The following is a 23,611-nucleotide window of genomic DNA, read 5'->3' as shown; positions in this document are numbered from 1 at the left end:
CGAGATGACCAATATTCGCAATATCGTAATCCTCACCGGAGCAGGTGTGAGCGCCGAAAGCGGGGTCGACACTTTCCGCGATGCAGGCGGGCTTTGGGAGAAACACAGGGTTGAAGACGTCGCGACACCCGAAGCGTTCGAACGCGACCCCGATCTGGTGCACCGCTTTTACGACATGCGCCGCGCGGCCATTCAGACCAAGGAACCCAATGACGCGCATTATGCGCTCGCCGAGCTTGACCGGCACTGGCGCGGCGATGGGCGCAATCTGTTGATCGTCACGCAGAATGTCGACGATTTGCACGAACGGGCAGGGGCCGAGCGTCTGCTCCACATGCATGGCGAGCATCTGAAGGCGCTGTGCATGGCTTGCGAGATCCGCAGCGACTGGCGCGATCCGATGCAGCATCGCCCGGCTTGCCCGATTTGCGGTACCCCAGCGTTACGACCCGACGTGGTCTGGTTCGGCGAAATGCCTTACCATATGCCCGAAATCTACGCAGCGATCCGCACCGCCGACCTTTTTGTCAGCATCGGCACATCGGGTGCGGTTTATCCGGCGGCGGGTTTTGTGCGCGATGCGAAGGCGCAGGGGGCCAAAACCCTGGAATTGAATCTTGAACCCTCGCAGGGAAGCCATTTCTTTGACGACGCGCGTTACGGGCCGGCAACCGAAGTGGTGCCGGATTGGGTAGAGGAGATACTGGAATGAAATGGAAACTGGGTCTTGCGCTGCTTCTCGCGCTGCCACCCATCTCGCCGGCAACCGCATCTGATTTCAGCGAGTTGGCGAACCCTGCTGTCGGACGTTCGATTTTGCTCGGCAGCGAACGGCGTCAGGAAGTAGATTGTGCTGCGCTAGCAAATCTGCCGTTTCAAGAAAACGACATCATTGAAATTGCTGACGCCGGAGCAGGGCAGGATGTGCAGAATATCGACACGCTTTCAGCATCGGAAAACCGGTACGAGGAATTTCTAGGTAAGGCGGATGCCGAACGATTGAAAGATGCTGTGATTGTCAGGCTTGCAAGCGATTTAGGCGAAGCTGCTGTCGTGTCAGATTTTTTCGGAGCAGCGATGCGGAGAATGACACCCAGTTGGGAACGCAGCACCGAAGACATCGCGCGCAAGGAAGCTTTCCGCAAAGCAATCGCTCCGAAATGTAGCGCAATTTTCAATGCAGCCCATGAAGACCGGCTGCAAGAAGTGCTGATGGTGCCTAGCCTGACACCTATCGCTTTGCCTGATGTTGATACGTGTCTTGCTTATGATCTTATCGGCCAGAAATCGCCAGAATATCATGATTTTGCCGATTATCTGCACAGCGATATGGACGGCGGAAGCATGTATGAGATGATGCTGGGGAAAAAGGGAGCAAAGCGCAGTGCCCGCGAAAAGGCTATCGAAGCCAAAGCAGCAAAAATGGATATTACACCGCAATTGGCGGCGCTTCGGATGCTCGCGTGTCTACCGGTACTGGCTGAGGAATTCCGCCGCCTGCATCCGCGCTAACGGCCGCAACTCCTGCACTCCGGATCTTTCGGCAAGTTCACTGTCCGCATCGCGGGTTTGAGGCCATCGAAAATATGCAGCTTGCCCTTCGTGTCGTCACCAAATCCGGTGAGGGCGCGGATGGCTTCCATCGCGGCGAAGCTGCCCATCAGGCCGCACATCGCGCCGAGCACGCCCTGTGTTGCGCAATCGTCGCAATCATCGGGGTCATGCGCGTCGCCGACGAAACAGCGATAGCAGGGGGCATCGGCTTCCCAGCCGGTGAAGGTGCCAATCTGGCCGTGGAACTGGCCAATGGCGGCGCTTACCAGCGGCACACGTGCGGCGATGCAAAGATCGTTAACGATCAGGCGGGTGGCAAAATTGTCGCTGCCGTCGATCACGACATCAACATCTTCTAACATCTGTGCAGAAGTTTCTGCCGTAATGCGCTCTTGTATAGCGTGAAAACGTACATCGGGATTTAAGCGCGCTACGGCCTCGGCTGCCGCCAAGACCTTGGGCTGTCCGATTTGCGCTTCGCTGAAAAGCACCTGGCGCTGCAAATTGGATAGGGAAATATCGTCATCGTCGACCGCGCTGATCGTGCCAACGCCCGCCGCCGCCAGATACTGAATGGCCGGGCAGCCGATGCCACCCGCTCCGATCAACAGTACATGGCTATAGAGCAGTTTGCTCTGGCCGGGGCCGCCAATATCGCGAAGTACGATATGGCGGGCGTAGCGATCTAGCTGGGCGTCGCTGAGCGTCATACCCCCGTGGAACCGAACCCGCCTGCGCCACGTACGGTCTCATCCAGCACGTCTACCTCGCTTATTTTGGCTTGCGGCGCGGCGGCGACCACCAATTGGGCAATCCGGTCACCACGTTCGAAGCTGACCTCTTCATCGCCCAGATTGGCGAGAATGACTTTCACTTCGCCGCGATAGTCGCAATCGATCGTTCCGGGCGTATTCAAGCAGGTAACGCCATGTTTAAGCGCGAGGCCCGAACGCGGGCGGACCTGAATTTCATAGCCATGCGGAATAGCAAAGGCGAAACCAGTTGGCACGGCTGCGCGCTTGCCCGGTTTCAGGGTGATTGCCTCGGCCGCGCAAATATCCATGCCAGCCGCACCTGCGCTGGCATAAGCAGGCAGGGGCAGGCCTGCGCCATTGTTGAGCCGCTTGACCCTGATTTCAACCTTGTCCGACGGCATTTGCGACCTTCTCCATCAATTTGCGGGCAATCACATCCTTGGGCGCATCAGCAAGGCTTTCGACGCCGGTTTTGGTGACAATATGCACGGCGTTGTTGGCACCACCCATGACATCACCCGAGACGTCATTGGCCACAATCCAGTCACAGCCTTTTTTGGTAAGTTTGGCTTGGGCATGCTCGACGACCTTCTCGGTCTCGGCTGCGAAGCCGATGAGCAGGGCAGGGCGCTTCCCATGCTTACCAAGTGTAGCCAATATGTCAGGGTTTTCGGCTAGTGCCAGCGGAGGCACGCCCTTGCCATCCTTCTTGATTTTCTGGTCAGCTTCATCGGCGGCGCGCCAGTCCGCAACCGCCGCCACCATGATCGCGACATCGGCGGGCAGGGCTTTCTCGACCTCGGCGAGCATTTCGCGCGCGCTTTCGACATCGATGCGGATGACGCCCGGAGGTGTCGTGAGATGGACAGGGCCTGCGATCAGTGTGACGTCCGCACCCATTTCTGCGGCGGCCTGTGCAATTGCAAAACCCTGCCGCCCTGAGGAACGGTTGGCGATATAACGCACCGGATCTATCGGCTCATGTGTGGGGCCAGCGGTTACCAGCACATGCTTCCCGAAAAGCGGGCGGTGCGCGGGCTCGGCAAAATCGGGCTGGGCGGCCATCACAGGCGTCGCGGTCGCCAAATGGTGGCTGATCTCGGCAAAGATACGCTCGATTTCGGGCAAGCGACCCGGGCCGAATTCACCGCACGCCATTTCGCCCGCATCCGGATCCATCACATGCACGCCATCAGCGCGCAAGCCCGCCACATTGCGCCGCGTTGCCGGGTGCTGCCACATACGGACATTCATCGCGGGAACAGCCAACACCGGCTTGTCGGTGGCCAGCAGCAGGGTGGTAGCCAGATCGTCAGCAATGCCCGCATGCATCTTGGCGAGCAGGTCGGCAGTTGCGGGGCAGACGACGACCAAGTCTGCCTGACGCGAAAGCTGGATGTGCCCCATTTCGGCCTCATCCTTCAGGTCGAACAGGTCGGTATAAACCTTGTCCTCGGATAACGCCCCTAATGTCAGCGGCGTGACGAACTGCGAACCGCCCTTGGTCAGGACGCAGCGCACGGCATGCCCTGCCTTGCGGATCGTGCGCACAAGCTCGCACGCCTTATAGGCCGCGATGCCGCCGCCGACGATCAACAGGATGCGTTTCTGGGTCATGGCCCTATCCTAACGCCCACATGCCCGCAGCGCCAGCGGAAGCGGCGAGGATGGCGATAGCGGTATAGCGCCAGCCATTTCCGCCCCGGCGTTTCTCCCAGATCAATTCGATCTCGGGCAGTGGTGGCGGGGGCGGGGCGCCGCCTTTTTTAGGCAATTGATCATCAAGCCGCTTAATCAGGTCGGGAATCAGAGCGAGCGTTTTCACACGGTCGCGCAGGCCATCGGCGAGCGCAGCTTCAGGCCCCAGTTCGCCTCTAATCCATTCCCCGACATAGGGGGCTGCAACATCCCACATGTTGATGGCGGGGTTCAGGCTGGTGGCTACACCTTCCACCATCACCATCGTTTTCTGGAGAAGCAACAGATGCGGTTGGGTCTGCATGTCAAAATCGCGGGTGATCGCAAACAGGCTGTCGAGCATCTGCCCGACCGACAATTCGCTCACCGGCTTGCCGCGTGTCGGCTCGCCCACTGCGCGCAGCGCGGTCGCGAATTCGTCGACATTGTGATAGCTGGGCACATATTGCGCCTCGAAATGGATTTCAGCGACGCGGCGGTAATTGCCTGTGGTCAGGCCGTAGAGGATTTCGGCTAGCCATAAACGCGCCTGACGGTTGATCCGGCCCATGATACCGAAGTCGATCGCAACGATGCAGCCATCGGGGCGGACGAAAAGATTGCCCTGGTGCATGTCGGCGTGGAAAAAGCCTTCGGAAATGGCTTGTCGCAGGAAGGTTAGAACCAGTTTTTCGGCCAGTTTGCCGGTATCATGGCCGGCAGCCTTCAAAGCCTCCACATCCGAAATCTTGATGCCATCGACCCATTCGAGCGTCATCACCCGGCCCGAGGTGCGATCCCAGTCGATGGCCGGGATATGATAGCCCTCGACTGCTACCATCGCTTCCTTGAGTTCACTTGCCGAAGCAGCTTCTCGCCTCAGGTCCAGCTCACGCAAGGTCCAGCGTTTGAGGTTGGCGATGACGAGTTGCGGTCGTAGGCGTGCGGCTTCCCCGCCCAGCGCTTCCAGATGGGCGGCGGCCCATTCATAGGTTTCGATGTCGCGCGCAAATTGTTCACGGATACCGGGGCGGAGAACCTTGACCGCAACCTCGCGACCGTCGGTTGTGCGTGCACGGTGCACCTGTGCGATCGAGGCGGCACCTACCGGCTCTGGATCGACATGTTCGAACAATTCGGCGGCTGGTTTATTCAGGCTATGGTCGATCTCGTCATAGATCCGCCCGAATTTCTCGGGAGGCAGCGAATCCTGAAGTGTCAGCAAATTATGCGCCGCTTCCTCGCCGACCAAATCCGGGCGGGTGGCCAGCGTCTGCCCGAGCTTAATTGCGGCAGGGCCGATTTCGCGGAAAGCCCCCGCATAGTCCGGCACCTTTGGCTGGATCGTTCCCAATCGCGCAATCCGGCACAGTCGCTTCACCTGCGGCGGTGTATTCCGGTCCTTTTCGATCCCGCGCAGTGCCCCGTGGCGCGCCAATATGCGGCCCCATTTGAGCAGGCGAAGGATATGCGTGGTCGGGCGCGTCATCGCTAAGGCGTCAAACCTTCCAGCCGCTGTGGATAGCCACCAGCCCGCCCAATATCGGCTCGACCTTGGTCTGTGCAAAACCGGCATCGCGGATCATACGCTCGAACTGCGGCATCGGGGGGAATTTGCGGATCGATTCGGCTAGGTAGCGATAGCTGTCTTCATCGCCTGCAATCACCTTGCCCATTTTGGGGAGCAGGTGGTGCGAATAGACATCATAGACCTTCGAAAGCCCCGGCCATTCGACCGTCGAGAATTCGAGGCAGAAGAACCGCCCGCCATAACGCAGCACACGATGCGCCTCGCGAAGGGCAGCCGGAATATCGGTGACGTTCCTGATGCCAAAGGCAATCGTATAGGCGTCGAAATGCCTGTCCGGAAAGGTCAGCTTCTCGGCATTCTGTTCGCTCCACACCAGCGTATCAATGCCACGTTCGACCGCACGCTCCATGCCGACTGCGAGCATGTCGGGGTTTATATCGCTGACGGTGATATTGGCCCCGGCCTTTTCCATGCGAAAGGCGATGTCGCCGGTGCCGCCCGCCATATCGAGAATATCTTCGCCTGCACGCGGTTTCACGCGGCGAACGAACTGGTCCTTCCAAAGCCTGTGCATCCCGCCCGACATGGCATCGTTCATGATGTCATATTTGCTGGCAACGCTCGAAAAGACGCCACGCACGCGCTGGGTCTTTTCTTCGGGGCTAACCTGTTCATAGCCAAAGGAGACGGTATCGGTCATGGCGAAGCCTCTAGCCAACTGGAAGAGCGCCCGCTAGCGGATTCGATATGCCAGAGCTTCCCGAAGTCGAAACAACAGTTGCCGGCCTGCGTGCCGTGCTGGATGGCGAGGTAATCATGCGTGCCGAACCGCGTCGGGCCGACCTGCGCTGGCCGATCCCGGTCGATATCCGCCAGCGTCTGACAGGCGCGCGGGTGACGGGGTTGGGGCGCCGGGCGAAATATGGTCTGATCCACACCGACCGCGACGACACTCTGATATTTCACCTGGGCATGTCGGGTCGTTGGCGAGTCGATCCAGACGAAATCGAAAAGCACGATCATTTCATCCTCGAAACCGGCGCTGGCAGGGTGGTTGCCTTGAACGATCATCGGCGCTTTGGATCGCTCGACATCGTTCGCAGCGGTGACATCGAAAGTTTCCGGCATTTCGTAGCCATGGGGCCTGAACCATTGGCCGACGAATTTGATGCAAAGGTTCTGCACACGGCACTTCGAGGGCGAAAAGCACCGATCAAGGCAATGTTGCTCAACCAATCCATCGTCGCTGGGCTCGGCAATATCTATGTTTGCGAGGCTTTGCATATGGCCGGGATTTCACCGGTGACGCCTGCGCTCAAAATAAGCCGTCCGCGCGTTGAAGGCCTGGTGATCGCGATTAAGGACGTCTTGGCAGCCGCAATCAAGGCGGGCGGATCGACATTGCGTGACTTTGCCGCCCCTGATGGAGAGCTCGGCTATTTTGCGAAGGACTGGCTGGTCTATGGTCGCGAAGGCGAATCCTGCCATTGCGGAACGACCGTCCAACGCCGTGTTGATTCGGGCAGATCGACCTTCTACTGCCCGAAATGTCAGCGTTAGCGCGGCAATTCGCGGTTGACGAATCTGTATAGCATGGCTAAGGGCGGCGCTTCATCGGGTCCGGTCGAGAATTTTCTCCGGTTCTGGATGCCCGTAACTATCTGATTTTTTGAGGACTGAAATGGCCAATACGCCGCAAGCAAAAAAGCGTATCCGTCGCAACGCGCGTCGCAACGAAATCAACGGCAACCGCGTCAGCCGTATCCGCACCTTCGTGAAGAAGGTCGAAGCCGCTCTTGAAGCTGGCGACAAGACGGCTGCTGCTGCTGCGCTGGTCGCTGCTCAGCCTGAACTGGCTCGTGGCGTTTCGAAGGGCGTGCTGCACAAGAATATGGCATCGCGCAAGTTCAGCCGTCTCACCAAGCGCGTTGCCGCGCTCGCCTGATTCGGTTTTCTCGCGAGGGTAAAAAACCACCCTTGCGATTGCAAACAAAGGTAACGGCCCGCCCCTCAAAGGCGGGCCTTCTTTTTTGCCTAGCTGTTGCGGCGCAGCAAAGTGCGCATTTCCCGCGATTCGGCATGTATTGACAGCTGGTTAAGTAGAAAAATGATTTAAAATCAGAGTGATAAAAAAATTTCTACGCAATTTCAGCGCTTGAATAGAGTCAATGCGAATTATTTCACTTTTTTTGCAGAGCGCCCCTTGATCGACTCAAAGCTGCATGGCTAAGAAGGACTTTCCAGCAGCGTGTGACTAACCTCGCACCTGTCTCAATCGAGAATGACGCAATAGAGGCTTCTGTGCAACGACACAGGAGAGCGGTGGGCCTGTGTCAGCCGATTGGGATGGTGTGCGCAAACAAACAATGCCGTTGCTGGCGGGGTGAAAGGGGTGGCTAAGTGACGCTTAAGGTCGTGCGGTCGGAGCAAGATGCAATGGGGGGCTCCGTGTTTGAATCCGATTGGCAGAATGTAGCGTCGCGGTTGCGCCGCGATCTCGGGGCGCAGATTTACGGACAATGGATCCGTTCGATCGCGCTTGGCGATTTCTGCGAACTAACTGGCACATTGGAATTGCTCACACCATCGGACTTTTCGGCGAGCTGGGTATCGGATCATTATGCTGACCGCATCCGTCTGGCATGGTCGAGCATCAACCCCGCCGTGCGCCAATTGAAAATCCGCGCGAAACCAGGCGCTGCCCGAGTTGAGATGCTGCAGGGCAACGGCTTGGCAGAACGCCCGGCGGCGGTTCATGTGACCGAAGCCATGCCGGTTCGCAGCCAGCTCGATCCGCGTATGACCTTCGCGAATTTTGTCAAAGGGCAGACCAACGCGCTGGCGCTGAGCGCTGCCGAACGTGTCGCGGCATCCGAGCGTCCGCTGTTCAACCCGCTTTATTTGCAGGCTGCAACCGGTCAGGGCAAGACGCACCTGATGCATGCCATCGGCCATGCCTATGCAGAAGCGAACCCGGACGCGCAGATACTCTATATGTCGGCGGAAAAATTCATGATGGAGTTTGTCTCCGCCATGCGCCGCAAGGAAGTGATGGAATTCAAGGCCCGCTTGCGTGCCGTCGACGTCCTTCTGATCGACGATATCCAGTTCATCATTGGCAAAGTTTCGACACAGGAGGAATTCCTCCACACAGTCGATGCGATCATCGGTGCCGGCAAGCGCCTCGTCGTGGCCGCAGACCGCGCGCCGCAGGCATTGGATGGTGTCGACCAGCGTATCCTGTCGCGCTTGTCGATGGGGCTTGTAGCCGACATCCAGCCCGCTGATCTTGAACTGCGTCGCTCAATTCTCAACCAGCGTCTCGGCAATATGCCCGAAACACAGGTTGGCGAAGATGTCATTGAGTTTCTGGCGCGCACGATCAGTCGCAATGTCCGTGAACTCGAAGGCGGACTTAACAAGCTGATCGCCTATTCGCAGTTGACCGGAAAGCCGATCACCCGCACGCTTGCCGAAGAGCAGCTAAAGGATATCCTCAGCGCCTGCCGTCGCCGCATCACCATCGACGAAATCCAGCGCGCGGTATGCGAATATTATCGAATTGATCGCAGCGAAATGTCATCGAAGCGCCGTGCACGCGCTGTGGTTCGCCCGCGCCAGGTCGCGATGTATCTCGCCAAGGTTATGACGCCGCGCAGCTATCCGGAAATCGGACGTAAATTCGGCGGACGCGACCATTCAACTGTCATCCATGCCGTCCGATTGGTCGAAGACCTGCGCCGGATGGACAATGACATGGACAATGACGTCCGCGCGCTGCTTCGTCAGCTAGAGGCTTGAACTGGGTCGATAAGGCGCTTTCCTAAAGGAATGCAGCAGACTATCCCGATGCCAATATGGACTCGGGAGGTTCTTGATGGCGAAATACTGCATCCAGTGCGGCACAGCCCTGAATGAAGGCGCGCGCTTCTGCGGCCAATGTGGTGCGGTTGTGCCTGTCGCCGGAGTTGATTCGCCAGCAACCGCCAGCGAGCCGCTAGCCGCGACGCCGGCCTATGCGGCAGTCGAGCACTATGAACCCGCTTCCGATGGCGGTGTTGACGATAAAAAGGGGCCTAACTGGTTGCTGATCGGCGGTGGTGCAGGGCTAATAGTGCTGCTCGTGCTCTATTATTTCCTCTTCCTGCACGATGACATGGCAGGCGACAGCCTCGAAGATCGCATCCAGCCTACAGAAGTGTCTGAAGAGGTGGCGATCAGCAAAGAATTTTATGCCGTCACGGAAGCGAATATTCGCGACAAGGCATCTACCGAGGGGAGCACCGTCCTTGGCAAGCTGTCGCGCGGAACGGCCGCTACCGGCAAGTTGATTGTTGGTGGCGACGGAACCAGCAACTGGCTCGAACTGGCCGATGGCAGGGGATATATAGCCGCCATCACCCTCTCCGAAATCCAGCCGCCCGAAATCGTCAAGCCACTGGGCGACAAAAGCTGGACGACGGACCAGGCAATCGAAATCTGGGCCCAGCCCGATACCGCTTCGCCGCTCGTCGACCGCGTGGCTGCCGGAACGCCGCTGACGCTATTCGGGATCACCGCCAATGATTTCATCGAAGTGAAACTGAAAAAAGGTGGTGTTGGTTACATTGCGGATGGTGCCCGCATCGCAGAACTGGCCAATGGAAAGCCCATCGCGCTTGCCTTCAATCCAAACAGTTGCAGCTTTGGCCCTGAAATTGATGCTCTGTTCAGCAAGATGGGTGATCGCATCAGGGCGAACTACAAGGCGTTGGAAAACAAGGAGTATCCAAGTGAAGAGGCGCGCGCCAAGGCTTTAGTGGCGGTGGAGGGAAGAAGCACGTTCGAAAAACTGCAGCGCAGTTTCGAAGGGCTAACGGTCACTGCGATTGCCCAGCATTATGAATCGCAGTCGGTCTACTTTGCTGACCCCGCATCACGGGTAATCGAGGTGCTGCGTTCAAAGGGGTACAAGATAGGAAAAGATGGCAGCATCCCAAGTACGGATCTTTATGCCGGGGTTGGCGGCACGTCGGGCGAAGGGGCCCGTTATGGCAAGTCAGACCTCAGCTGCGGTGTCTGACAAAGGAAACCCCGCCTGGTCAGAGGCAGGGTCCTGGGTGGCTGACTGTTAAGCCAGTCTATTTCTTTTTGCCGCCATCTTCGGGCGCCACCGAGATTCGCACCGTTTCGCCGTTATTGCCGGGGAAGCCAGTGAACATGGCAGTGACCAGGTTCGGTACCAGATAGGGCAGGCGGTTCGAACGCGACTTTGCCTCTGCCTTGCCTTCGAACAGGCGTTCCCCGGTTCCGGTGCGTTCGATCTTCACATCGATACCGCTGGTGTAGACCGTATAGTTGCGCACATCATAGCCGCCGCCCCAGCCGGGCCCGAACAGGAACGGGTCATGCCAGCCGTAGACATAACGGGCACCACGCGGCGTGCGGACGATATAGGGTCTGTAATAGCCGCGTCCGAAACCATAGCGGCCATAACCCCAGAAGGGATCGTAGAAGGGATCGTCATAGACGACTGTGCGCTCCTTGCCCTCATCGACGCCATAACCCAGCTTCACCGTAAAGTCTGCGGTCGAACCGGCAGCCGCCGGAATATAGCCGGCCTTGGTCATCTCCGCGGAAACCATCGCCGCATATTGGCCAAATTCGATCCCGCCTTCATTGACCGGGTCGGCAGCTTTGACTGTAAAGGTTTGTCCTTGCGGCGCAGGCATTTGCTGAAACCGCGAAACATCGGCCTTGAAAGGCGTTGCACATGCCGCCAGCGTCAACAACAGCGCCGGGGCCAGAATGGAAACAGCTTTACGCATGGAACTTCACCTCCGTTGCCGCCAATATAGGCTGGCTATCGGCGATATCTATCTGAAATGCGCTGAACTGTGGTTGAACGGCAAGCTGTGCACACTGCCGTCATGTAACAAATTGTCAGCGCAGCAGACCCAGCGCTTGATAGGTCCGGTCAAGCGTAGGCTGAGCAAGCGCGCGGGCTTTTTTGGCACCTTTTTGTAAGGCCGCGTCGATTGCCGCGCTGTCGCTGCGCAACGCATTGAACCGTTCGGCGATCGGGGCCAGCTTGCTGACCAGCAATTCACCCAGCGCCGGTTTGAAAGCGCCAAAGCCTTGGCCGCCAAATTGCTGTAGCACTGAATCGACATCGCTGCCTTCAAGCGCGGCATAAATGCCGACCAGATTTTCAGCTTCAGCACGACCAGCAAGACCTTCCTTCTCGCTTGGAAGCGGTTCGGGGTCGGTTTTGGCCTTACGTATCTTTTGCATGATTGTGTCCGAATCATCGGTCAGGTTGATGCGGCTCATATCCGAAGGATCGGATTTGCTCATCTTCGCGCTGCCATCACGTAGAGACATGATTCGCGCCGCTTCGGGCGGGATAATCGGTTCGGGCAGGGCGAATATCTCTTCCCCATTGCCGAAGTCGTTGTTGAACTTCTGCGCAATGTCGCGCGCCAGTTCCAGATGCTGTTTCTGATCTTCGCCAACGGGCACATGCGTTGCCTGATAAAGCAGGACATCGGCGGCCTGCAGCACCGGATAGGTGAACAGCGCAACCGACGCACCTTCACGGTTTTTGCCTGCCTTGTCCTTCCACTGCGTCATGCGGTTCAGCCATCCCATCCGCGCGGTGCCGTTGAGCAACCATTGAAGTTGGCTGTGCGCCGGGACTTGCGTTTGGTTGAACAGGATAGACTTGTCTGTATCGATACCGCAGGCGATCAACGCGGCTGCCATCTCGCGGGTATTTGCCGTGAGTTCGGCCGGTACATGCGGCTGCGAAATGGCATGCAGGTCGGCCAAGAAGAACAGGCATTCGCCCTCATCCTGCATCTTCACCCAGTTCCGGATTGCGCCCAGATAGTTTCCGAGGTGCAGGTTTCCGGTGGGCTGGATGCCCGATACTACGCGCATGATGACTTCCTTAATTTGCTGCTTGCTTGCGGGTGAGCATCGCGATCTTGCCACGATCAATCGCGCCGGTCACCCAAGCGAGGCCGAAATAGACGATAGCACCTGCGCCGACCAGCGCCAAAATGCTTGATATGCGTGCTATTGCGCCTGCTCCATAATAGGAATCGCCATAAGGTGCCAGGAACCAGATTACTCCGCCCATTGCTGTAGCAGACAGCAATATCCGGCCAATGCGTACCAACAAATCGGGTTCAATCGTAAACTGCCCGCGCCGGTGCAGGATCGTGTAAAGCATCGCACAATTGGCCCAAGCGGCGAGGGCACCTGCCAACGCCAAGCCAGCGACACCCATTACAGGAATAAGCGCCAGGTTCAGCGCGATGTTGATCGTCAATGAGACCGCTGCCGTATATACCGGGGTCTTGGTATCCTTGCGGGCGAAAAAACCCGGCGTCAGTACTTTGACAAGCACATATGCGGGAAGGCCGACAACCAGCATCGATACGACAGATGCTGTGCTGATGACATCGTCCATCCCGAACTTGCCACCGAAGTAAAAGGCGCTGACCAGTGGCTGGGCTGCGCAAAACAAACCAACAGCGGCCGGCACGGTCAGTAACAGTCCCAACTCGATCGCATTGCTTTGCACGCGTTGCGCGCCACCCGCATCATCACGTGCAATGAAGCGTGACAGCGCGGGAAGGATAGCGGTTCCGAGCGCGATGCCGATTATGCCCAGCGGCAACTGATTCAGTCGATCCGCAAGAGCAAGAAATACAAACGACCCTTCCTCAAGGCGCCCGAGAAAAAACAGGTCGATGAAGCGGCTAATCTGGTAGATTCCGGCTCCAAAAACGGCAGGCAGGATAAGGACTCCCAGTTCGCGCACATCGGGTGTGAAGCGGGGGCGTTGCAGGCTGAACCGAAATCCTGCTTTACGTGCCCAGTACCAAAGCCACAGCATCTGCACGATACCGGCAACAGATACCGACCAAGCCAGCAGCAAAGCGGTGTTTTCCGGATTGGCGCCGCCGTCGATTAAGATGGCGATCAGCATCGCCGCAATCATGCAGATGTTCAGCAAGACCGGCGCGAATGCAGCTGCTGCAAATTTGCTGATCGAATTCAATATAGCCGCGAACAGCGTCATGATGCTGATCAGCCCCAGATAGGGGAAGGTGATCCGGGCCAACGAAATGGACGTGGAATTAGTGCGCCCACCGTTTCCAAAATCGTCGATCAGCCAAATGACCCATGGCATAAGGGCAATCATCAGTGCGGAAAAAACCAGCAGGATTGGAATGAAAACCGACAGCACTTCATTCGAAAAGCGCTGCGCAGCCTGATTGCTGCCTTCGCCATCTTCTGCCGCCTTGCGGTTAAAAAGCGGGACAAATGCTGCCGAAAAGGCCCCTTCGGCAAAAAGTCGGCGGAAGATGTTTGGTAACTGAAAAGCCAACTGCCAAGCATCGCCAACCGCACTTGCACCCAGCAAGCGCGACAGCATCATGTCGCGGGCAAAGCCGAATATGCGGCTTATCAGCGTCATTCCGCCGATAATGCCGGTCGATTTAAGCAGGTTCATCCGGCCCGCCCCGACGTTTCAAACAGCTATGATCAGGCTTCGCCAGCGGGCTGAGCTTCGGCAGTCGCCTGGGCCTGTGCGAGTTGCTGGATATAAAGGCCGTTGAAATCGATAGGATCAAGTACCAGCGGCGGATAGCCTGCATCGCGGATCGCGTCAGCCACCACACGGCGCGCAAAGGGGAACATCAGGCGCGGTGCTTCGCCGAAAAGGAACTGATGCGCATAGCCGTCTTCGACATTACGCAGACCGAACAGTGTCGCATATTCCAGCTCGACATTGAAATGCACACCCTGATCGGCTTCGGCCTTGACGCCCAGCTTCAGGATCACCTCATTGACCTCTTCGTTCACCGGATTGACTTCGATGTTTACCTGAACGTCAATCTGCGGCTGGCTGTCCCATCCATAGCTGTTCGGGGCGTTGGGGTTTTCGACCGACAGGTCCTTGATATATTGGCTGAGCATGCCCACTGCGGGTGCGGTATCTTCGCCATTTGCTTTCAGCGTGTCGGAAACAATATTGCCTTCTTCGGCCATTTTAATCTGCTTTCTGTGTTGTTTTCGCGCCATCCCCATGGCCGCGCTTCGGCAGCGCGCCTAGCAGGGGGAGGGACAAAGGGCAATGGTTTAGCAGGGCAACAAGTTGGGCTTTGCCTCGCCCTTTAAAAGAATTGCGCCAAGCCATTTGAAACTGGTGGGGGAAATGCCTATGTTGACGATAAGGAAGCTGGGTTTCATGCCGTTCAACAAGGGTTAACCCGGATTTTGGATTTTCGGGCTAATGCATTGATGCCCGATATGGTAAGGCGTGTGTTATGGTGACTGTCGAAATCGTTCTGCTGGCAATGGTTGCAGCCTTTTTGGGCCTGCGCCTCTATTCGGTGCTCGGCAAGCGCACCGGGCATGAGCAGGAGCCTGTGGCCCGCCCCGCCATGGAAGAACGTCAGCCTGCCGTTGTCCGCCAGCCCGTCGGCCAGCGCGAAACACTGGCCCCCGTTCCGACAATGGATAGCCCGCTGGCGGATAGTGCCGCGCAAAGTGGCCTGCGTTCGATCGCCAATGCCGACCGCACATTCGATCCCGCACTGTTTCTGGAAGGCGCTAAATCGGCCTATGGCATGATCCTCGAAGCCTATTGGAAGGGCGATAAGGATCAGCTCCGTTTCCTGTGCGATGACGATGTTTATGAAAGCTTCGCTGAAGAAATCGGCGCCCGTCTGGCGCGTAGCGAGACTTTGGAGAATCGATTGGTCCGCATCGATGAGGCCCGCATCATCAATGCCAGTTATGATCATCCGATGGCGCGGATTTCGGTTCAGTTCGATGCCGACATCGCCGCATTGGTGAAGGATGCCAATGGTACTATCATCGGCGGTTCACTGACGGATGCTATTGAAACACATGATATCTGGACTTTCTTCCGCGACGTGAAATCGGGCGACCGCAACTGGAAGCTTGACGAAACCGACACGGTCTGATTCACCCCGGGGCATGAAAAGCCCCGTCTTTGCGCTCGCCCTGTCGACCCTTTTGCTTTCCGCCTGTTCGGGTGGTATCATCCCAAAGGGTGGCGCTTCTGCTCCGTCGACAACGCCCGCACCCGATGTTGCCGCAAAACCAGTTCCCTCAACACCAGTGCCGCCCATTGCTGCGTCTGCGGCGACAGGTGAAATCCTGAATGCGGCTAGCGCGGGGCTAGTCCGTGGGCCAGCCATCGGCAGCCTGAACGTCGATCCGCGCAAAACCAATCTGGCTTTAGCCTCGTTCCGCACGTCTTGTCCGGGTTTGCTCAAGCGCACCGACAATTCCGGCCTGACTCAGGGGAGCGACTGGCAGGAAGCCTGCGACGCAGTGAAGACCTGGACGGGCGACGCCATTTCCTTTTTCGCGACCTATATGGATGCCGTGCAGGTCGGTGAGGGCAAGGCTTTTGTCACTGGCTATTTCGAACCCGAAATTGCAGGCTCGCGGACCAAGCAGCCCGGTTATGATGTTGCGATCTACAAACGACCGCCGGATTTGATTGACGTAGATCTCGGGCAGTTCTCCGACGATCTGAAGGGCAAGTCGATCCGCGGCAAGGTGCAGGGCACCAAGTTCATCCCCTATGATGAGCGCGCCGCCATCGTCGATGGCTCGCTTTCCGGGCGCGGGCTGGAAATTGCCTGGGCCGCTGATCCTGTTGATTTCTTTTTCCTGCAGATTCAGGGCTCGGGACGCTTGCGGCTTCCCGATGGCGGGGTGATGCGCATTGGGTATGAAAGCCAGAACGGGCGCGGCTATACCGGTATCGGCAGGCTGATGAAAGATCGCGGCCTGATCACCGATGGCTCGATGCAGGGCATCGTCAAATATCTGCGTGAGAACCCCGAAGAGGGGAAGAAGATCATGAACGAGAATAAGAGCTTCGTCTTCTTCCGCGAATTGACTGGGGCGGGTCCGCTCGGCGCGATGGGCTATCCGGTGGTGGGAGAGGCGAGCGTTGCGGTCGATCCCAAATATGTTCCGCTCGGCGCGCCGGTCTGGCTATCCCTCGATCGGGCCGAACCCAATGGCGTGTGGGTGGCGCAGGATACAGGCGGCGCGATCAAAGGTGCGAACCGGTTTGACAGTTTTTGGGGTGCAGGCGATCGCGCCCGTGCTATTGCCGGTGGCATGTCGGCACGCGGCAGCGCCTTGCTGTTCCTGCCCAAGGCAGCCGTCGCGCGCCTGATCCCGACCGTGGAATGACCCGCCGCCTCCATCCGGAGGAGCGGTCGCTATGGAACCGTGTCGTGCAGACGGTGAAACCGTTGCATCCGGTGAAGGTGGCGCTGCACCCGCATCCGGTAGACGAACCGCCGAAGGCAAAGCCAGCGGAACCTAAAGCGGCCAAACCAAAGCCCAAAACGGGCACCATTCGCTCCGTAGCCACGCCGCCCAAACCGATCGACAGCAATCTTGATTCGCACTGGGACAGGCGATTTCATAAAGGGGCTGTCATCCCGGATATCAGCATCGATTTGCACGGGCAGGGTCTGGCCGGTGCGCATGCAAGGCTCGATCACACGCTCGAGCAAGCCATTCATCAGCGGCTGCGTGTGGTGCTACTTGTCACCGGAAAAGCGCGTGCGCACGACCGTACGAGCGGCTCGGGCCGGGGCGCGATTGCTGCAGTAGTGCGTGACTGGCTCGCGGCTTCGCGCCATTCGTCTCACATCGCCGCAGTCCGGCAGGCGCATCCACGCCATGGCGGCGATGGGGCTCTGTATATTGTGTTGAAGCGATAAAATCTCCCGTCCCGCAAACGGGAGGCACTTTATGCTGCCAACAACCGCAACGTCACGCGCCGGTAAATCTCGACCAGAGCATCAAGGTCTGCAATCGCGACAGCCTCATCCAGCTTGTGCATCGTCGCATTGCACAGACCGAATTCGACAACAGGGCACAATTTCGAGAGGAAACGCGCATCGGATGTGCCACCGGTGGTCGAGGCTTCGGGCGCGATGCCAGTCACTTCCTCCACGACGGCGGCCAAAGTTTCGCTCAGCTCACCCGGAGGGGTCAGGAAGGCCTCACCCGAAATCATTGCCTTCAAAGCACCGCCACCCGGCTCGACAATGCCGCGGATCAGCTCGACCAAGCTTTCGCCGCTGTGCAGATCGTTGAAACGGATCGAAAGCCGCGCCAACGCCTTGGCGGGGATGACATTGGTAGCCGGATTGCCAGTGTGCAGTTCGGTAATCTCGATATTACTCGGCTGGAAAAATTCGGTGCCTTCATCGAGCATCACCGCCTTGATCTGCGCAAGGATCGCCACCAGCCGCGGAATCGGATTATCGGCCAGATGCGGGTAAGCGACATGGCCCTGTGTGCCTTCAACGGTGATCCACATGTTCACCGATCCACGCCGCCCCACCTTCATTATGTCACCCAGCCGGTTGACGCTGGTGGGTTCGCCGACAAGGCACAGGTCGGGCAGGGTGCCGCGCGCTTTCATATGATCGATCAGCGCTCGCGTGCCGTGGATGGCGGGGCCTTCTTCGTCTCCGGTGATGATCAGGCTTATCGTTCCGGCATCCTCGGGAATTTCGTGCAAGGCCGCGACAAAGGCGGCGATGCTGCCCTTCATATCCACCGCGCCGCGCCCATAAAGCAGGTCGCCACGGATTTCCGGTTCAAACGGCCCGCTTGCCCAGCCATCCCCCGGCGGCACGACATCCAGATGGCCGGCAAAGGCAAAGTGCCGCCCGCCTTTTCCACGGATAGCGAACAGGTTTTCCACAGGTCCGCCATGCGCTGGATCGGGGTCGTCAGCGCCTGAAATGAAGCGCTCCACGGTGAAACCCAAGGGCGCCAGCAATGCCTCCATTGTATCAAATACGTTACCGCGCGCTGGCGAGATGCTCTCGCAAGCCATCAGGCGTTTGGCATAAGTGAGGGCTCGGCTGTCTGTCATTTGCACCGCATGGCAATCGCGTTATGGTTTGTCCATAAATTCTATCGGGAAGACATATGCCCAAGATCGATATCGAAGCTATCCCGCAATCTAACGCTACCGGTTACCCAGAGCCATTCGACAAGGCGGTCGAGGGCCGCTGGTGGCGCAGATTGGCACCGGCTGCGGGCCTGACGCAAATGGGGGCAAGCCATGTGGTGTTGAAACCGGGCGGCTGGTCATCGCAGCGTCATTGGCACGAGAGCGAGGATGAAATGGTCATCATGCTGTCAGGTGAGGCCGTGTTGATCGAGGATGACGGCGAAACGGTCATGCGCCCCGGCGACATTGCCGCTTGGGCGGCGGGTGTGCGCAACGGACACCATATGATCAATCGCAGTGACAGCGATTGTATATTCATCGCCATCGGGGTCGGCGACCGCTCAACGGGTGGCGGTTATTCGGATATCGATATGATGTTCAGCGAAGAAGATTATTACCACAAGGATGGCACGCTCTATCCGGCCAAAAGGCCGAAGTGATTTAAATGAAATCGGTTGTTACTTAGCCGGCTCGTTCTCGAACTTTTCGATCACCCATTCTTCATTTTGCGCGGCCTGATACCATTCCTCCATCCAGGGATGGGCGAGTACGGCCTCGATATAGCTTTGTGCAAAGCCGGGCAGCGTGAAACCATAGGTCACGAAACGCGTCACGATCGGCGCGTACATGATGTCAGCCGCGCTGTAGGTGCCAAACAGATACGGCCCTTCCTTGCCAAAGCGCGCACGCGCCTCCGCCCATAGCCCCAATATACGCAGCGCATCATTGCGCGTTTCCTCGCTGATCGTCATGCCTTCATAGGTCTTGCGCAGGTTCATCGGACATTCGCGGCGCAAAGGCAGGAAGCCGGAGTGCATCTCGGCGGCCATCGCCCGCGCCATGCCGCGCGCAACCTCATCCTTGGGCCAGAACCGCTCGCGCCCGACCTTGTCGGCCAGATATTCGAGGATCGCGAGACTATCCCAGATGACCGCATCGCCGTCCCACAATATCGGAACTTTGCCTGCCGAAGGCGCGATGTCTTCCTCGCGTTTGCGCTCGTCCCAGCCCTCGTTGTACAGCGGGACGGTCATTTCCTCAAAATGCAGCCCCGATTGCTTGCACGCCAGCCAGCCACGCATCGACCAGCTTGAATAGGCCTTGTTCCCGATGATGAGTTTAAGCGTCATGACTGGATGGCTTCTAGCACCGCCTCGCGCAGGGCATCAATCCCGCCCTTTTTTTCCGCAGAAGTCGCCGAAATGACGGGGAAGGCGGCGCTGTGCTTGCGCAATTCCTCCAAAGTCGCGGCTTCGACTGTGGCCAATTCGCTGGCCTTGATCTTATCGGTCTTGGTCAACACGATACGATAGCTGACGGCGGCGCCATCGAGCATCTTCATGATTTCGCGGTCGACTTCCTTGATACCGTGACGGCTGTCGATCAGAAGGAAGGCGCGTTTTAGCACCTGCCGTCCGCGCAGATAATCATTCACCAGATAGCGCCATTTTTGCACGGTCTTCAGCGGTGCCTTGGCATAGCCATAGCCCGGCATGTCGCAGATGCGGAAGATCGGCGGTTCGCCGACGTCGAAAAAGTTGAGTTCCTGCGTGCGCCCGGGTGTGTTCGAAGCGCGGGCCAGCCCGTTGCGATTGACCAGCGCGTTGATCAGGCTCGACTTGCCGACATTGGAACGACCGGCAAAGGCGATTTCAGGCACCGTTGCATCGGGCAGGAATTCCAGGCTGGGGGCCGACTTCAGGAAGTTGACCGGGCCTGAGAAGATTTTCGTATCCATAATCTGCCTTTCACCCTCTCCCCCCGGAAGGGGAGAGGCAACGAGACTTGGTCTTGCATCGCAAGGCCTAGTCGCAGTCGGAGAGGGGCCCCTCTCCAAGCGCGGCTAGCTGCCGCAGCAGCAAGCCTTGCTATCCTCTCCCCCGGAAGGGGAGAAGTGATTGGTTCAAGCCTTCGCCTTTTTCTTCTCGGCCTCTTCCTGAGCCATTTGCTGTTTCAGGATCGGATGTTTCGCATAAAGCCATTTCTGCTGGCCGATCGAGATGATGTTAGACACCACCCAGTAAAGCTGCAGGCCCGACGCGAACGGCGCCATGATGAACATCAGGAACCAGGGCATGATCGCGAAGACTTGTTTCTGCACTTCGTCCATCGGCTGCGGGTTCAGCTTTTGCATCAGCCACATCGTGATACCCAGCAATATCGGTAGGATACCGATGGCCAGGAAAGTTGGCGGATCGAAGGGCAGCAGTCCGAACAGGTTGACCGGAGTCAGCGGATCCGGCGCGGAGAGGTCCTTCAGCCATAGCACAAATGGCTGATGCCGCATTTCGACCGACAGCATCAAAATTTTATACAGCGCAAAGAAGACCGGGATTTGCAATAGGATGGGAAGGCAACCCGCCAGCGGATTGATCTTTTCTTCCTGATACAGCTTCATCATTTCCTGCTGCAGCTTCGGCTTGTCGTCTTTGTAGCGTTCCTGCAGCGCCTTCATTTTGGGCTGCACCGCGCGCATGCCTGCCATCGAAGCGAATTGCTTTTGCGCGACAGGGAACATGAAGACTCGAACAATCACGGTCAGCGCAATGATCGCCACACCGAAATTGCCGAACAGGCCGAACAGCCAGAGCAGCAGCTTCTTGAACGGAATCGCGATGAACCAGAACCAGCCCCAGTCGATCGAATAATCGAGATAAGGGATGCCCAATGTTTTGGTATAATTGGTCAGTTCCTCAAATTCCTTTGCGCCAGCAAACAGTCGCGAGGTCTGGGATTTGGTTTGCCCCGCTGCAACCGCAGTCAGCTGCGAATTGCGGATATTGGCCCAATTATAGTCGCCTTCAGAGAGGAATTCGGCCGTCACCGGAACCTTTTGGTCGGGGATCAGTGCAGCCAGCCAATATTTGTCGGTGAGGCCGTTCCAGCCACCCGTGGTCGCAAAGCTGACTTTGCCATTCGGCGCCTCGGCGACTTGGTCATAGCCCCATTCATAATTGGGCTCGCCGTTGAAGACACCCATCGGGCCGATATGGATTTGCGTGAAGATCGAACCGCCCTTGGTCGCGTCCTTGGGTGTGCCCTTGCGGCTGATGATACCAAAAGGCGCGACATTCGCGGTCGGCAGGCCGGCAGCATTGGTAAAACGCTGCTCGGCGGTGATCATATAATGCTCGTCGATCGACAGCTTGATGTCGAAACGCTGGCCCTCGGGGTTAGTCCAGCTGAGCGTTATCGGGGTTGATGGAGCGAGTTTCTTGCCATCGGCGGTCCACACGGTCTTGTCGGTCGGAAGCGTTGCGCCATTACCCGTCCAACCGAAACGCGCGAAATAGGCGTTTGCTGTGCCGGAAGGAGCAAACAGGCGGACCGGCGGTGATTTCTTGGACAATTCCTGCCGGTGCGTCGTCAGCACCAGATCGTCGATCCGCGCGCCTTCAAGGTTGATTGAACCTTTCAGCTTGGGCGTTTCAACCAGCACGCGGGGGTTGGCTGACATGGCGGATGCCAGAGAAACGGTTTTGTCCGGAGCTGCAGCTGTCGCAATATCCCCGCTTTCGCTGGGCGTGCCATCGGTTTTTGCCGGTGCCGCCACGCTTTTCTCGGCTGGCGGAGGCGTCGGGAAAAACATGTTCGCAACATAAGGCCAGCCAAAAAGGATAAGGCCAGTCAAAAGCACTGCCAGAATGATATTACGCCGGTCTTCCACTCAAATATTCCCTGTTAATTCAATGTCTGGATCGTGTTTGAAACACATTAGGGCACCGGATCATATCCATGCCCGCCCCAAGGATGGCAGCGCAATAGCCGTTTCAGCGCCAGCCAGCCACCCTTAATCGCGCCATGTTTCTGCAAAGCCTCTATCGCATAGGACGAACAGCTAGGGGCATAGCGGCAGGTCGGGGGCAGGATACGCGACGGCCCTAACTGCCAGCCGCGCGCGATGAGGATGAGGAGCTTGGCTATCATGAGGATAGCTTCCTCAGCGCCTTGGTCATTTCTTCACGCAGTATACCAAAATCGCGCTCTATGCCGCCGTCGCGGCCAATCAGAATGTGATCGGCCCCGGCCTTGCCCAAATCGGGGAGCAATTCTGCCGCCAGTTCACGGAAACGGCGGCGCATGCGATTCCGCACCACGGCATTGCCGACCTTTTTGGTGATGGTTATGCCCAGCCGCTTGGCCGGATTTTCGTCGCGCCGGTCGTACACCAGCAAAACGAAACCGGGAGTTGCATAGCGCTTCCCCCGGTTGGCAGCCAGAAACTCTGGCCGTTTTTTTATGACGGTGTAACCGCGCATCTCGCGGCTACCGCAAAGCGCCCGGCTTAGGCCGAGAGCTTCTTGCGACCGCGGGCGCGGCGTGCGTTCAGAATCGCACGGCCCTTGGCGGTCGACATGCGGAGACGGAATCCGTGACGGCGAGCGCGCACAAGATTGCTCGGCTGGAAGGTGCGCTTCATGGCTCAAATCCTCAAAAAAATCAGCTATTGGAATAAAAACAGCCGCCGAATCTCTACGGCGACCGCCTTTGTTGAGCGGGCCTTTATGGTTTGGGCGGGTAAAAGTCAACATGACTCAAGGCAGTTTTTGGCCAAAATCATCGCGCCGGAAGATGCGTATTAGGTCGCGCTTCACCGGCGGGAAGGGCGGACGCGACTTGAAACGTTTGCGCCGCATCGCCCAATTGGCCCATTCGCCATATTCCGGATGGCGTTTGCTGGCCCGAGCAAATTGACGTTTCGCCCACAGCGAATTCTTGATCACGAGTGCCAGCCCAATTGGAAACAGGATCAGCCCACCGGGCCCCGGTAGCCATCCGATCAGCGGTGCGAGGATCATCAGGAACCAGCCCAGCACGATCATCAGCCATTGGAATGACCGGTTATCGGATAGCTTGCGGCGTTTGGCGGCTGGCATGGACGCGATGTGGGGATTGGTGCGCAGGCCTGCAAGTAAATGTTCCCCTCCCGCGTACGAGTGGGCGACAGCGGTTATCCCTCACACAACGCCACTAGTTGGTCGGCGCACGCTCCCCAGCCTTCTTCGAAGCCCATTTCCGCATGGCGTTTGCAATCGTCCTCGGTCCAGTGCCGGCACAGCGCGGTGT

27 protein-coding genes are annotated in these 23,611 nt (G+C 57.9%); 10 read left to right on the top strand and 17 right to left on the bottom strand.

What is annotated here, in order from left to right; translation table 11 throughout:
* Positions 1 to 4: 4 nt before the first annotated feature.
* Positions 5 to 712, top strand: a complete 708-nt coding sequence (locus tag Q0239_RS07700; protein ID WP_298600762.1) for an NAD-dependent deacylase — start codon at positions 5 to 7, stop codon at positions 710 to 712.
* Positions 709 to 1,512 (top strand): hypothetical protein, encoded by an 804-nt coding sequence (locus Q0239_RS07695; protein ID WP_298600725.1) that lies wholly within the window; start codon positions 709 to 711, stop codon positions 1,510 to 1,512. The genes Q0239_RS07700 and Q0239_RS07695 overlap by 4 nt, the downstream gene beginning before the upstream one ends.
* Here Q0239_RS07695 and Q0239_RS07690 read toward each other — a convergent pair.
* The 5 genes from Q0239_RS07690 to Q0239_RS07670 are packed head-to-tail and all read right to left on the bottom strand — an operon-like array spanning position 1,509 to position 6,217.
* On the bottom strand, positions 1,509 to 2,264 hold the full coding sequence (locus Q0239_RS07690) for a HesA/MoeB/ThiF family protein (RefSeq protein ID WP_298600720.1): 756 nt from the start codon (positions 2,262 to 2,264) through the stop codon (positions 1,509 to 1,511). The genes Q0239_RS07695 and Q0239_RS07690 overlap by 4 nt on opposite strands.
* Complete coding sequence (dut, locus tag Q0239_RS07685; RefSeq protein ID WP_298600717.1) at positions 2,261 to 2,710, bottom strand: dUTP diphosphatase; 450 nt, start codon at positions 2,708 to 2,710, stop codon at positions 2,261 to 2,263. The genes Q0239_RS07690 and dut overlap by 4 nt, the downstream gene beginning before the upstream one ends.
* Positions 2,691 to 3,926, bottom strand: a complete 1,236-nt coding sequence (gene coaBC / locus Q0239_RS07680) for a bifunctional phosphopantothenoylcysteine decarboxylase/phosphopantothenate--cysteine ligase CoaBC (protein WP_298600714.1) — start codon at positions 3,924 to 3,926, stop codon at positions 2,691 to 2,693. The genes dut and coaBC overlap by 20 nt, the downstream gene beginning before the upstream one ends.
* Before the next feature lie 4 nt (positions 3,927 to 3,930).
* Positions 3,931 to 5,475, bottom strand: coding sequence for a 2-polyprenylphenol 6-hydroxylase (gene ubiB, locus Q0239_RS07675; protein ID WP_298600711.1), 1,545 nt, complete (start codon positions 5,473 to 5,475; stop codon positions 3,931 to 3,933).
* Positions 5,476 to 5,485: 10 nt separating this feature from the next.
* A complete protein-coding gene (locus Q0239_RS07670; protein ID WP_298600707.1) occupies positions 5,486 to 6,217 on the bottom strand; it encodes a class I SAM-dependent methyltransferase in 732 nt (243 codons plus the stop codon).
* A gap of 47 nt (positions 6,218 to 6,264) precedes the next feature.
* On the opposite strand from Q0239_RS07670, the gene mutM reads away from it, so the two are divergent.
* The 4 genes from mutM (at position 6,265) to Q0239_RS07650 (ending at position 10,579) form a co-directional block, all read left to right on the top strand.
* Positions 6,265 to 7,077 carry a bifunctional DNA-formamidopyrimidine glycosylase/DNA-(apurinic or apyrimidinic site) lyase gene (gene mutM, locus Q0239_RS07665; protein ID WP_298600704.1) on the top strand — a complete coding sequence of 271 codons (813 nt, stop codon included), beginning with the start codon at positions 6,265 to 6,267 and terminating at the stop codon, positions 7,075 to 7,077.
* A gap of 121 nt (positions 7,078 to 7,198) precedes the next feature.
* Positions 7,199 to 7,462: a 30S ribosomal protein S20 gene (gene rpsT / locus Q0239_RS07660; protein WP_115548748.1), complete on the top strand. Its 264-nt coding sequence runs from the start codon at positions 7,199 to 7,201 to the stop codon at positions 7,460 to 7,462.
* Between the two features lie 491 nt (positions 7,463 to 7,953).
* Positions 7,954 to 9,318: a chromosomal replication initiator protein DnaA gene (gene dnaA / locus Q0239_RS07655; RefSeq protein ID WP_298600759.1), complete on the top strand. Its 1,365-nt coding sequence runs from the start codon at positions 7,954 to 7,956 to the stop codon at positions 9,316 to 9,318.
* A 76-nt stretch (positions 9,319 to 9,394) separates the two neighbouring features.
* Complete coding sequence (locus tag Q0239_RS07650; protein ID WP_298600699.1) at positions 9,395 to 10,579, top strand: zinc-ribbon domain-containing protein; 1,185 nt, start codon at positions 9,395 to 9,397, stop codon at positions 10,577 to 10,579.
* Positions 10,580 to 10,637: 58 nt separating this feature from the next.
* On the opposite strand, the gene Q0239_RS07645 is transcribed toward Q0239_RS07650, so the two are convergent.
* The 4 genes from Q0239_RS07645 to secB form a co-directional block, all read right to left on the bottom strand.
* Complete coding sequence (locus Q0239_RS07645; protein ID WP_298600697.1) at positions 10,638 to 11,324, bottom strand: DUF4136 domain-containing protein; 687 nt, start codon at positions 11,322 to 11,324, stop codon at positions 10,638 to 10,640.
* A gap of 115 nt (positions 11,325 to 11,439) precedes the next feature.
* Positions 11,440 to 12,438, bottom strand: a complete 999-nt coding sequence (gene trpS, locus Q0239_RS07640; RefSeq protein ID WP_298600694.1) for a tryptophan--tRNA ligase — start codon at positions 12,436 to 12,438, stop codon at positions 11,440 to 11,442.
* A 10-nt stretch (positions 12,439 to 12,448) separates the two neighbouring features.
* Positions 12,449 to 14,023, bottom strand: a complete 1,575-nt coding sequence (gene murJ / locus Q0239_RS07635) for a murein biosynthesis integral membrane protein MurJ (protein ID WP_298600691.1) — start codon at positions 14,021 to 14,023, stop codon at positions 12,449 to 12,451.
* Between the two features lie 32 nt (positions 14,024 to 14,055).
* Positions 14,056 to 14,562, bottom strand: a complete 507-nt coding sequence (secB, locus tag Q0239_RS07630; protein WP_298600688.1) for a protein-export chaperone SecB — start codon at positions 14,560 to 14,562, stop codon at positions 14,056 to 14,058.
* A 278-nt stretch (positions 14,563 to 14,840) separates the two neighbouring features.
* On the opposite strand from secB, the gene Q0239_RS07625 reads away from it, so the two are divergent.
* Genes Q0239_RS07625 through Q0239_RS07615 form a run of 3 tightly spaced genes read left to right on the top strand, consistent with a single transcriptional unit; the run spans position 14,841 to position 17,294 of the window.
* Positions 14,841 to 15,503: a Tim44/TimA family putative adaptor protein gene (locus Q0239_RS07625; RefSeq protein ID WP_298600683.1), complete on the top strand. Its 663-nt coding sequence runs from the start codon at positions 14,841 to 14,843 to the stop codon at positions 15,501 to 15,503.
* A 13-nt stretch (positions 15,504 to 15,516) separates the two neighbouring features.
* Positions 15,517 to 16,755, top strand: a complete 1,239-nt coding sequence (locus Q0239_RS07620; RefSeq protein WP_298600680.1) for a murein transglycosylase A — start codon at positions 15,517 to 15,519, stop codon at positions 16,753 to 16,755.
* Complete coding sequence (locus tag Q0239_RS07615) at positions 16,752 to 17,294, top strand: Smr/MutS family protein (protein WP_298600677.1); 543 nt, start codon at positions 16,752 to 16,754, stop codon at positions 17,292 to 17,294. The genes Q0239_RS07620 and Q0239_RS07615 overlap by 4 nt, the downstream gene beginning before the upstream one ends.
* A gap of 29 nt (positions 17,295 to 17,323) precedes the next feature.
* On the opposite strand, the gene dapE is transcribed toward Q0239_RS07615, so the two are convergent.
* Positions 17,324 to 18,463, bottom strand: coding sequence for a succinyl-diaminopimelate desuccinylase (dapE, locus tag Q0239_RS07610; protein WP_298600675.1), 1,140 nt, complete (start codon positions 18,461 to 18,463; stop codon positions 17,324 to 17,326).
* A 56-nt stretch (positions 18,464 to 18,519) separates the two neighbouring features.
* Here dapE and Q0239_RS07605 point away from each other — a divergent pair, with 56 nt between their 5' ends.
* Positions 18,520 to 18,984, top strand: a complete 465-nt coding sequence (locus tag Q0239_RS07605; RefSeq protein ID WP_298600672.1) for a cupin domain-containing protein — start codon at positions 18,520 to 18,522, stop codon at positions 18,982 to 18,984.
* 18 nt (positions 18,985 to 19,002) lie between these two features.
* Here the strand turns inward: Q0239_RS07605 and Q0239_RS07600 are convergent, their stop codons facing one another.
* The 7 genes from Q0239_RS07600 to Q0239_RS07570 form a co-directional block, all read right to left on the bottom strand.
* Positions 19,003 to 19,674: a glutathione S-transferase family protein gene (locus Q0239_RS07600; protein WP_298600669.1), complete on the bottom strand. Its 672-nt coding sequence runs from the start codon at positions 19,672 to 19,674 to the stop codon at positions 19,003 to 19,005.
* Positions 19,671 to 20,282: a ribosome biogenesis GTP-binding protein YihA/YsxC gene (yihA, locus tag Q0239_RS07595; protein WP_298600666.1), complete on the bottom strand. Its 612-nt coding sequence runs from the start codon at positions 20,280 to 20,282 to the stop codon at positions 19,671 to 19,673. Before yihA ends, Q0239_RS07600 begins: the two co-directional genes overlap by 4 nt.
* 165 nt (positions 20,283 to 20,447) lie before the next feature.
* Positions 20,448 to 22,211: a membrane protein insertase YidC gene (gene yidC / locus Q0239_RS07590; RefSeq protein WP_298600663.1), complete on the bottom strand. Its 1,764-nt coding sequence runs from the start codon at positions 22,209 to 22,211 to the stop codon at positions 20,448 to 20,450.
* A gap of 47 nt (positions 22,212 to 22,258) precedes the next feature.
* On the bottom strand, positions 22,259 to 22,471 hold the full coding sequence (gene yidD / locus Q0239_RS07585) for a membrane protein insertion efficiency factor YidD (protein ID WP_298600660.1): 213 nt from the start codon (positions 22,469 to 22,471) through the stop codon (positions 22,259 to 22,261).
* A complete protein-coding gene (gene rnpA / locus Q0239_RS07580; protein WP_298600656.1) occupies positions 22,468 to 22,803 on the bottom strand; it encodes a ribonuclease P protein component in 336 nt (111 codons plus the stop codon). The genes yidD and rnpA overlap by 4 nt, the downstream gene beginning before the upstream one ends.
* A gap of 26 nt (positions 22,804 to 22,829) precedes the next feature.
* Positions 22,830 to 22,964 carry a 50S ribosomal protein L34 gene (gene rpmH, locus Q0239_RS07575; RefSeq protein WP_298600653.1) on the bottom strand — a complete coding sequence of 45 codons (135 nt, stop codon included), beginning with the start codon at positions 22,962 to 22,964 and terminating at the stop codon, positions 22,830 to 22,832.
* Between the two features lie 115 nt (positions 22,965 to 23,079).
* Entirely contained in the window at positions 23,080 to 23,421 is a 342-nt protein-coding gene (locus tag Q0239_RS07570) for a hypothetical protein (protein ID WP_298600650.1), read from the bottom strand.
* Positions 23,422 to 23,611 lie beyond the last annotated feature (190 nt).

The sequence above is a fragment of the uncultured Sphingorhabdus sp. genome, assembly GCF_937872355.1.
GTDB lineage: Bacteria > Pseudomonadota > Alphaproteobacteria > Sphingomonadales > Sphingomonadaceae > Sphingorhabdus_B.
Note: the sequence above shows the minus strand (reverse complement) of the source record. Positions and strands in the feature narration are given on the sequence as shown.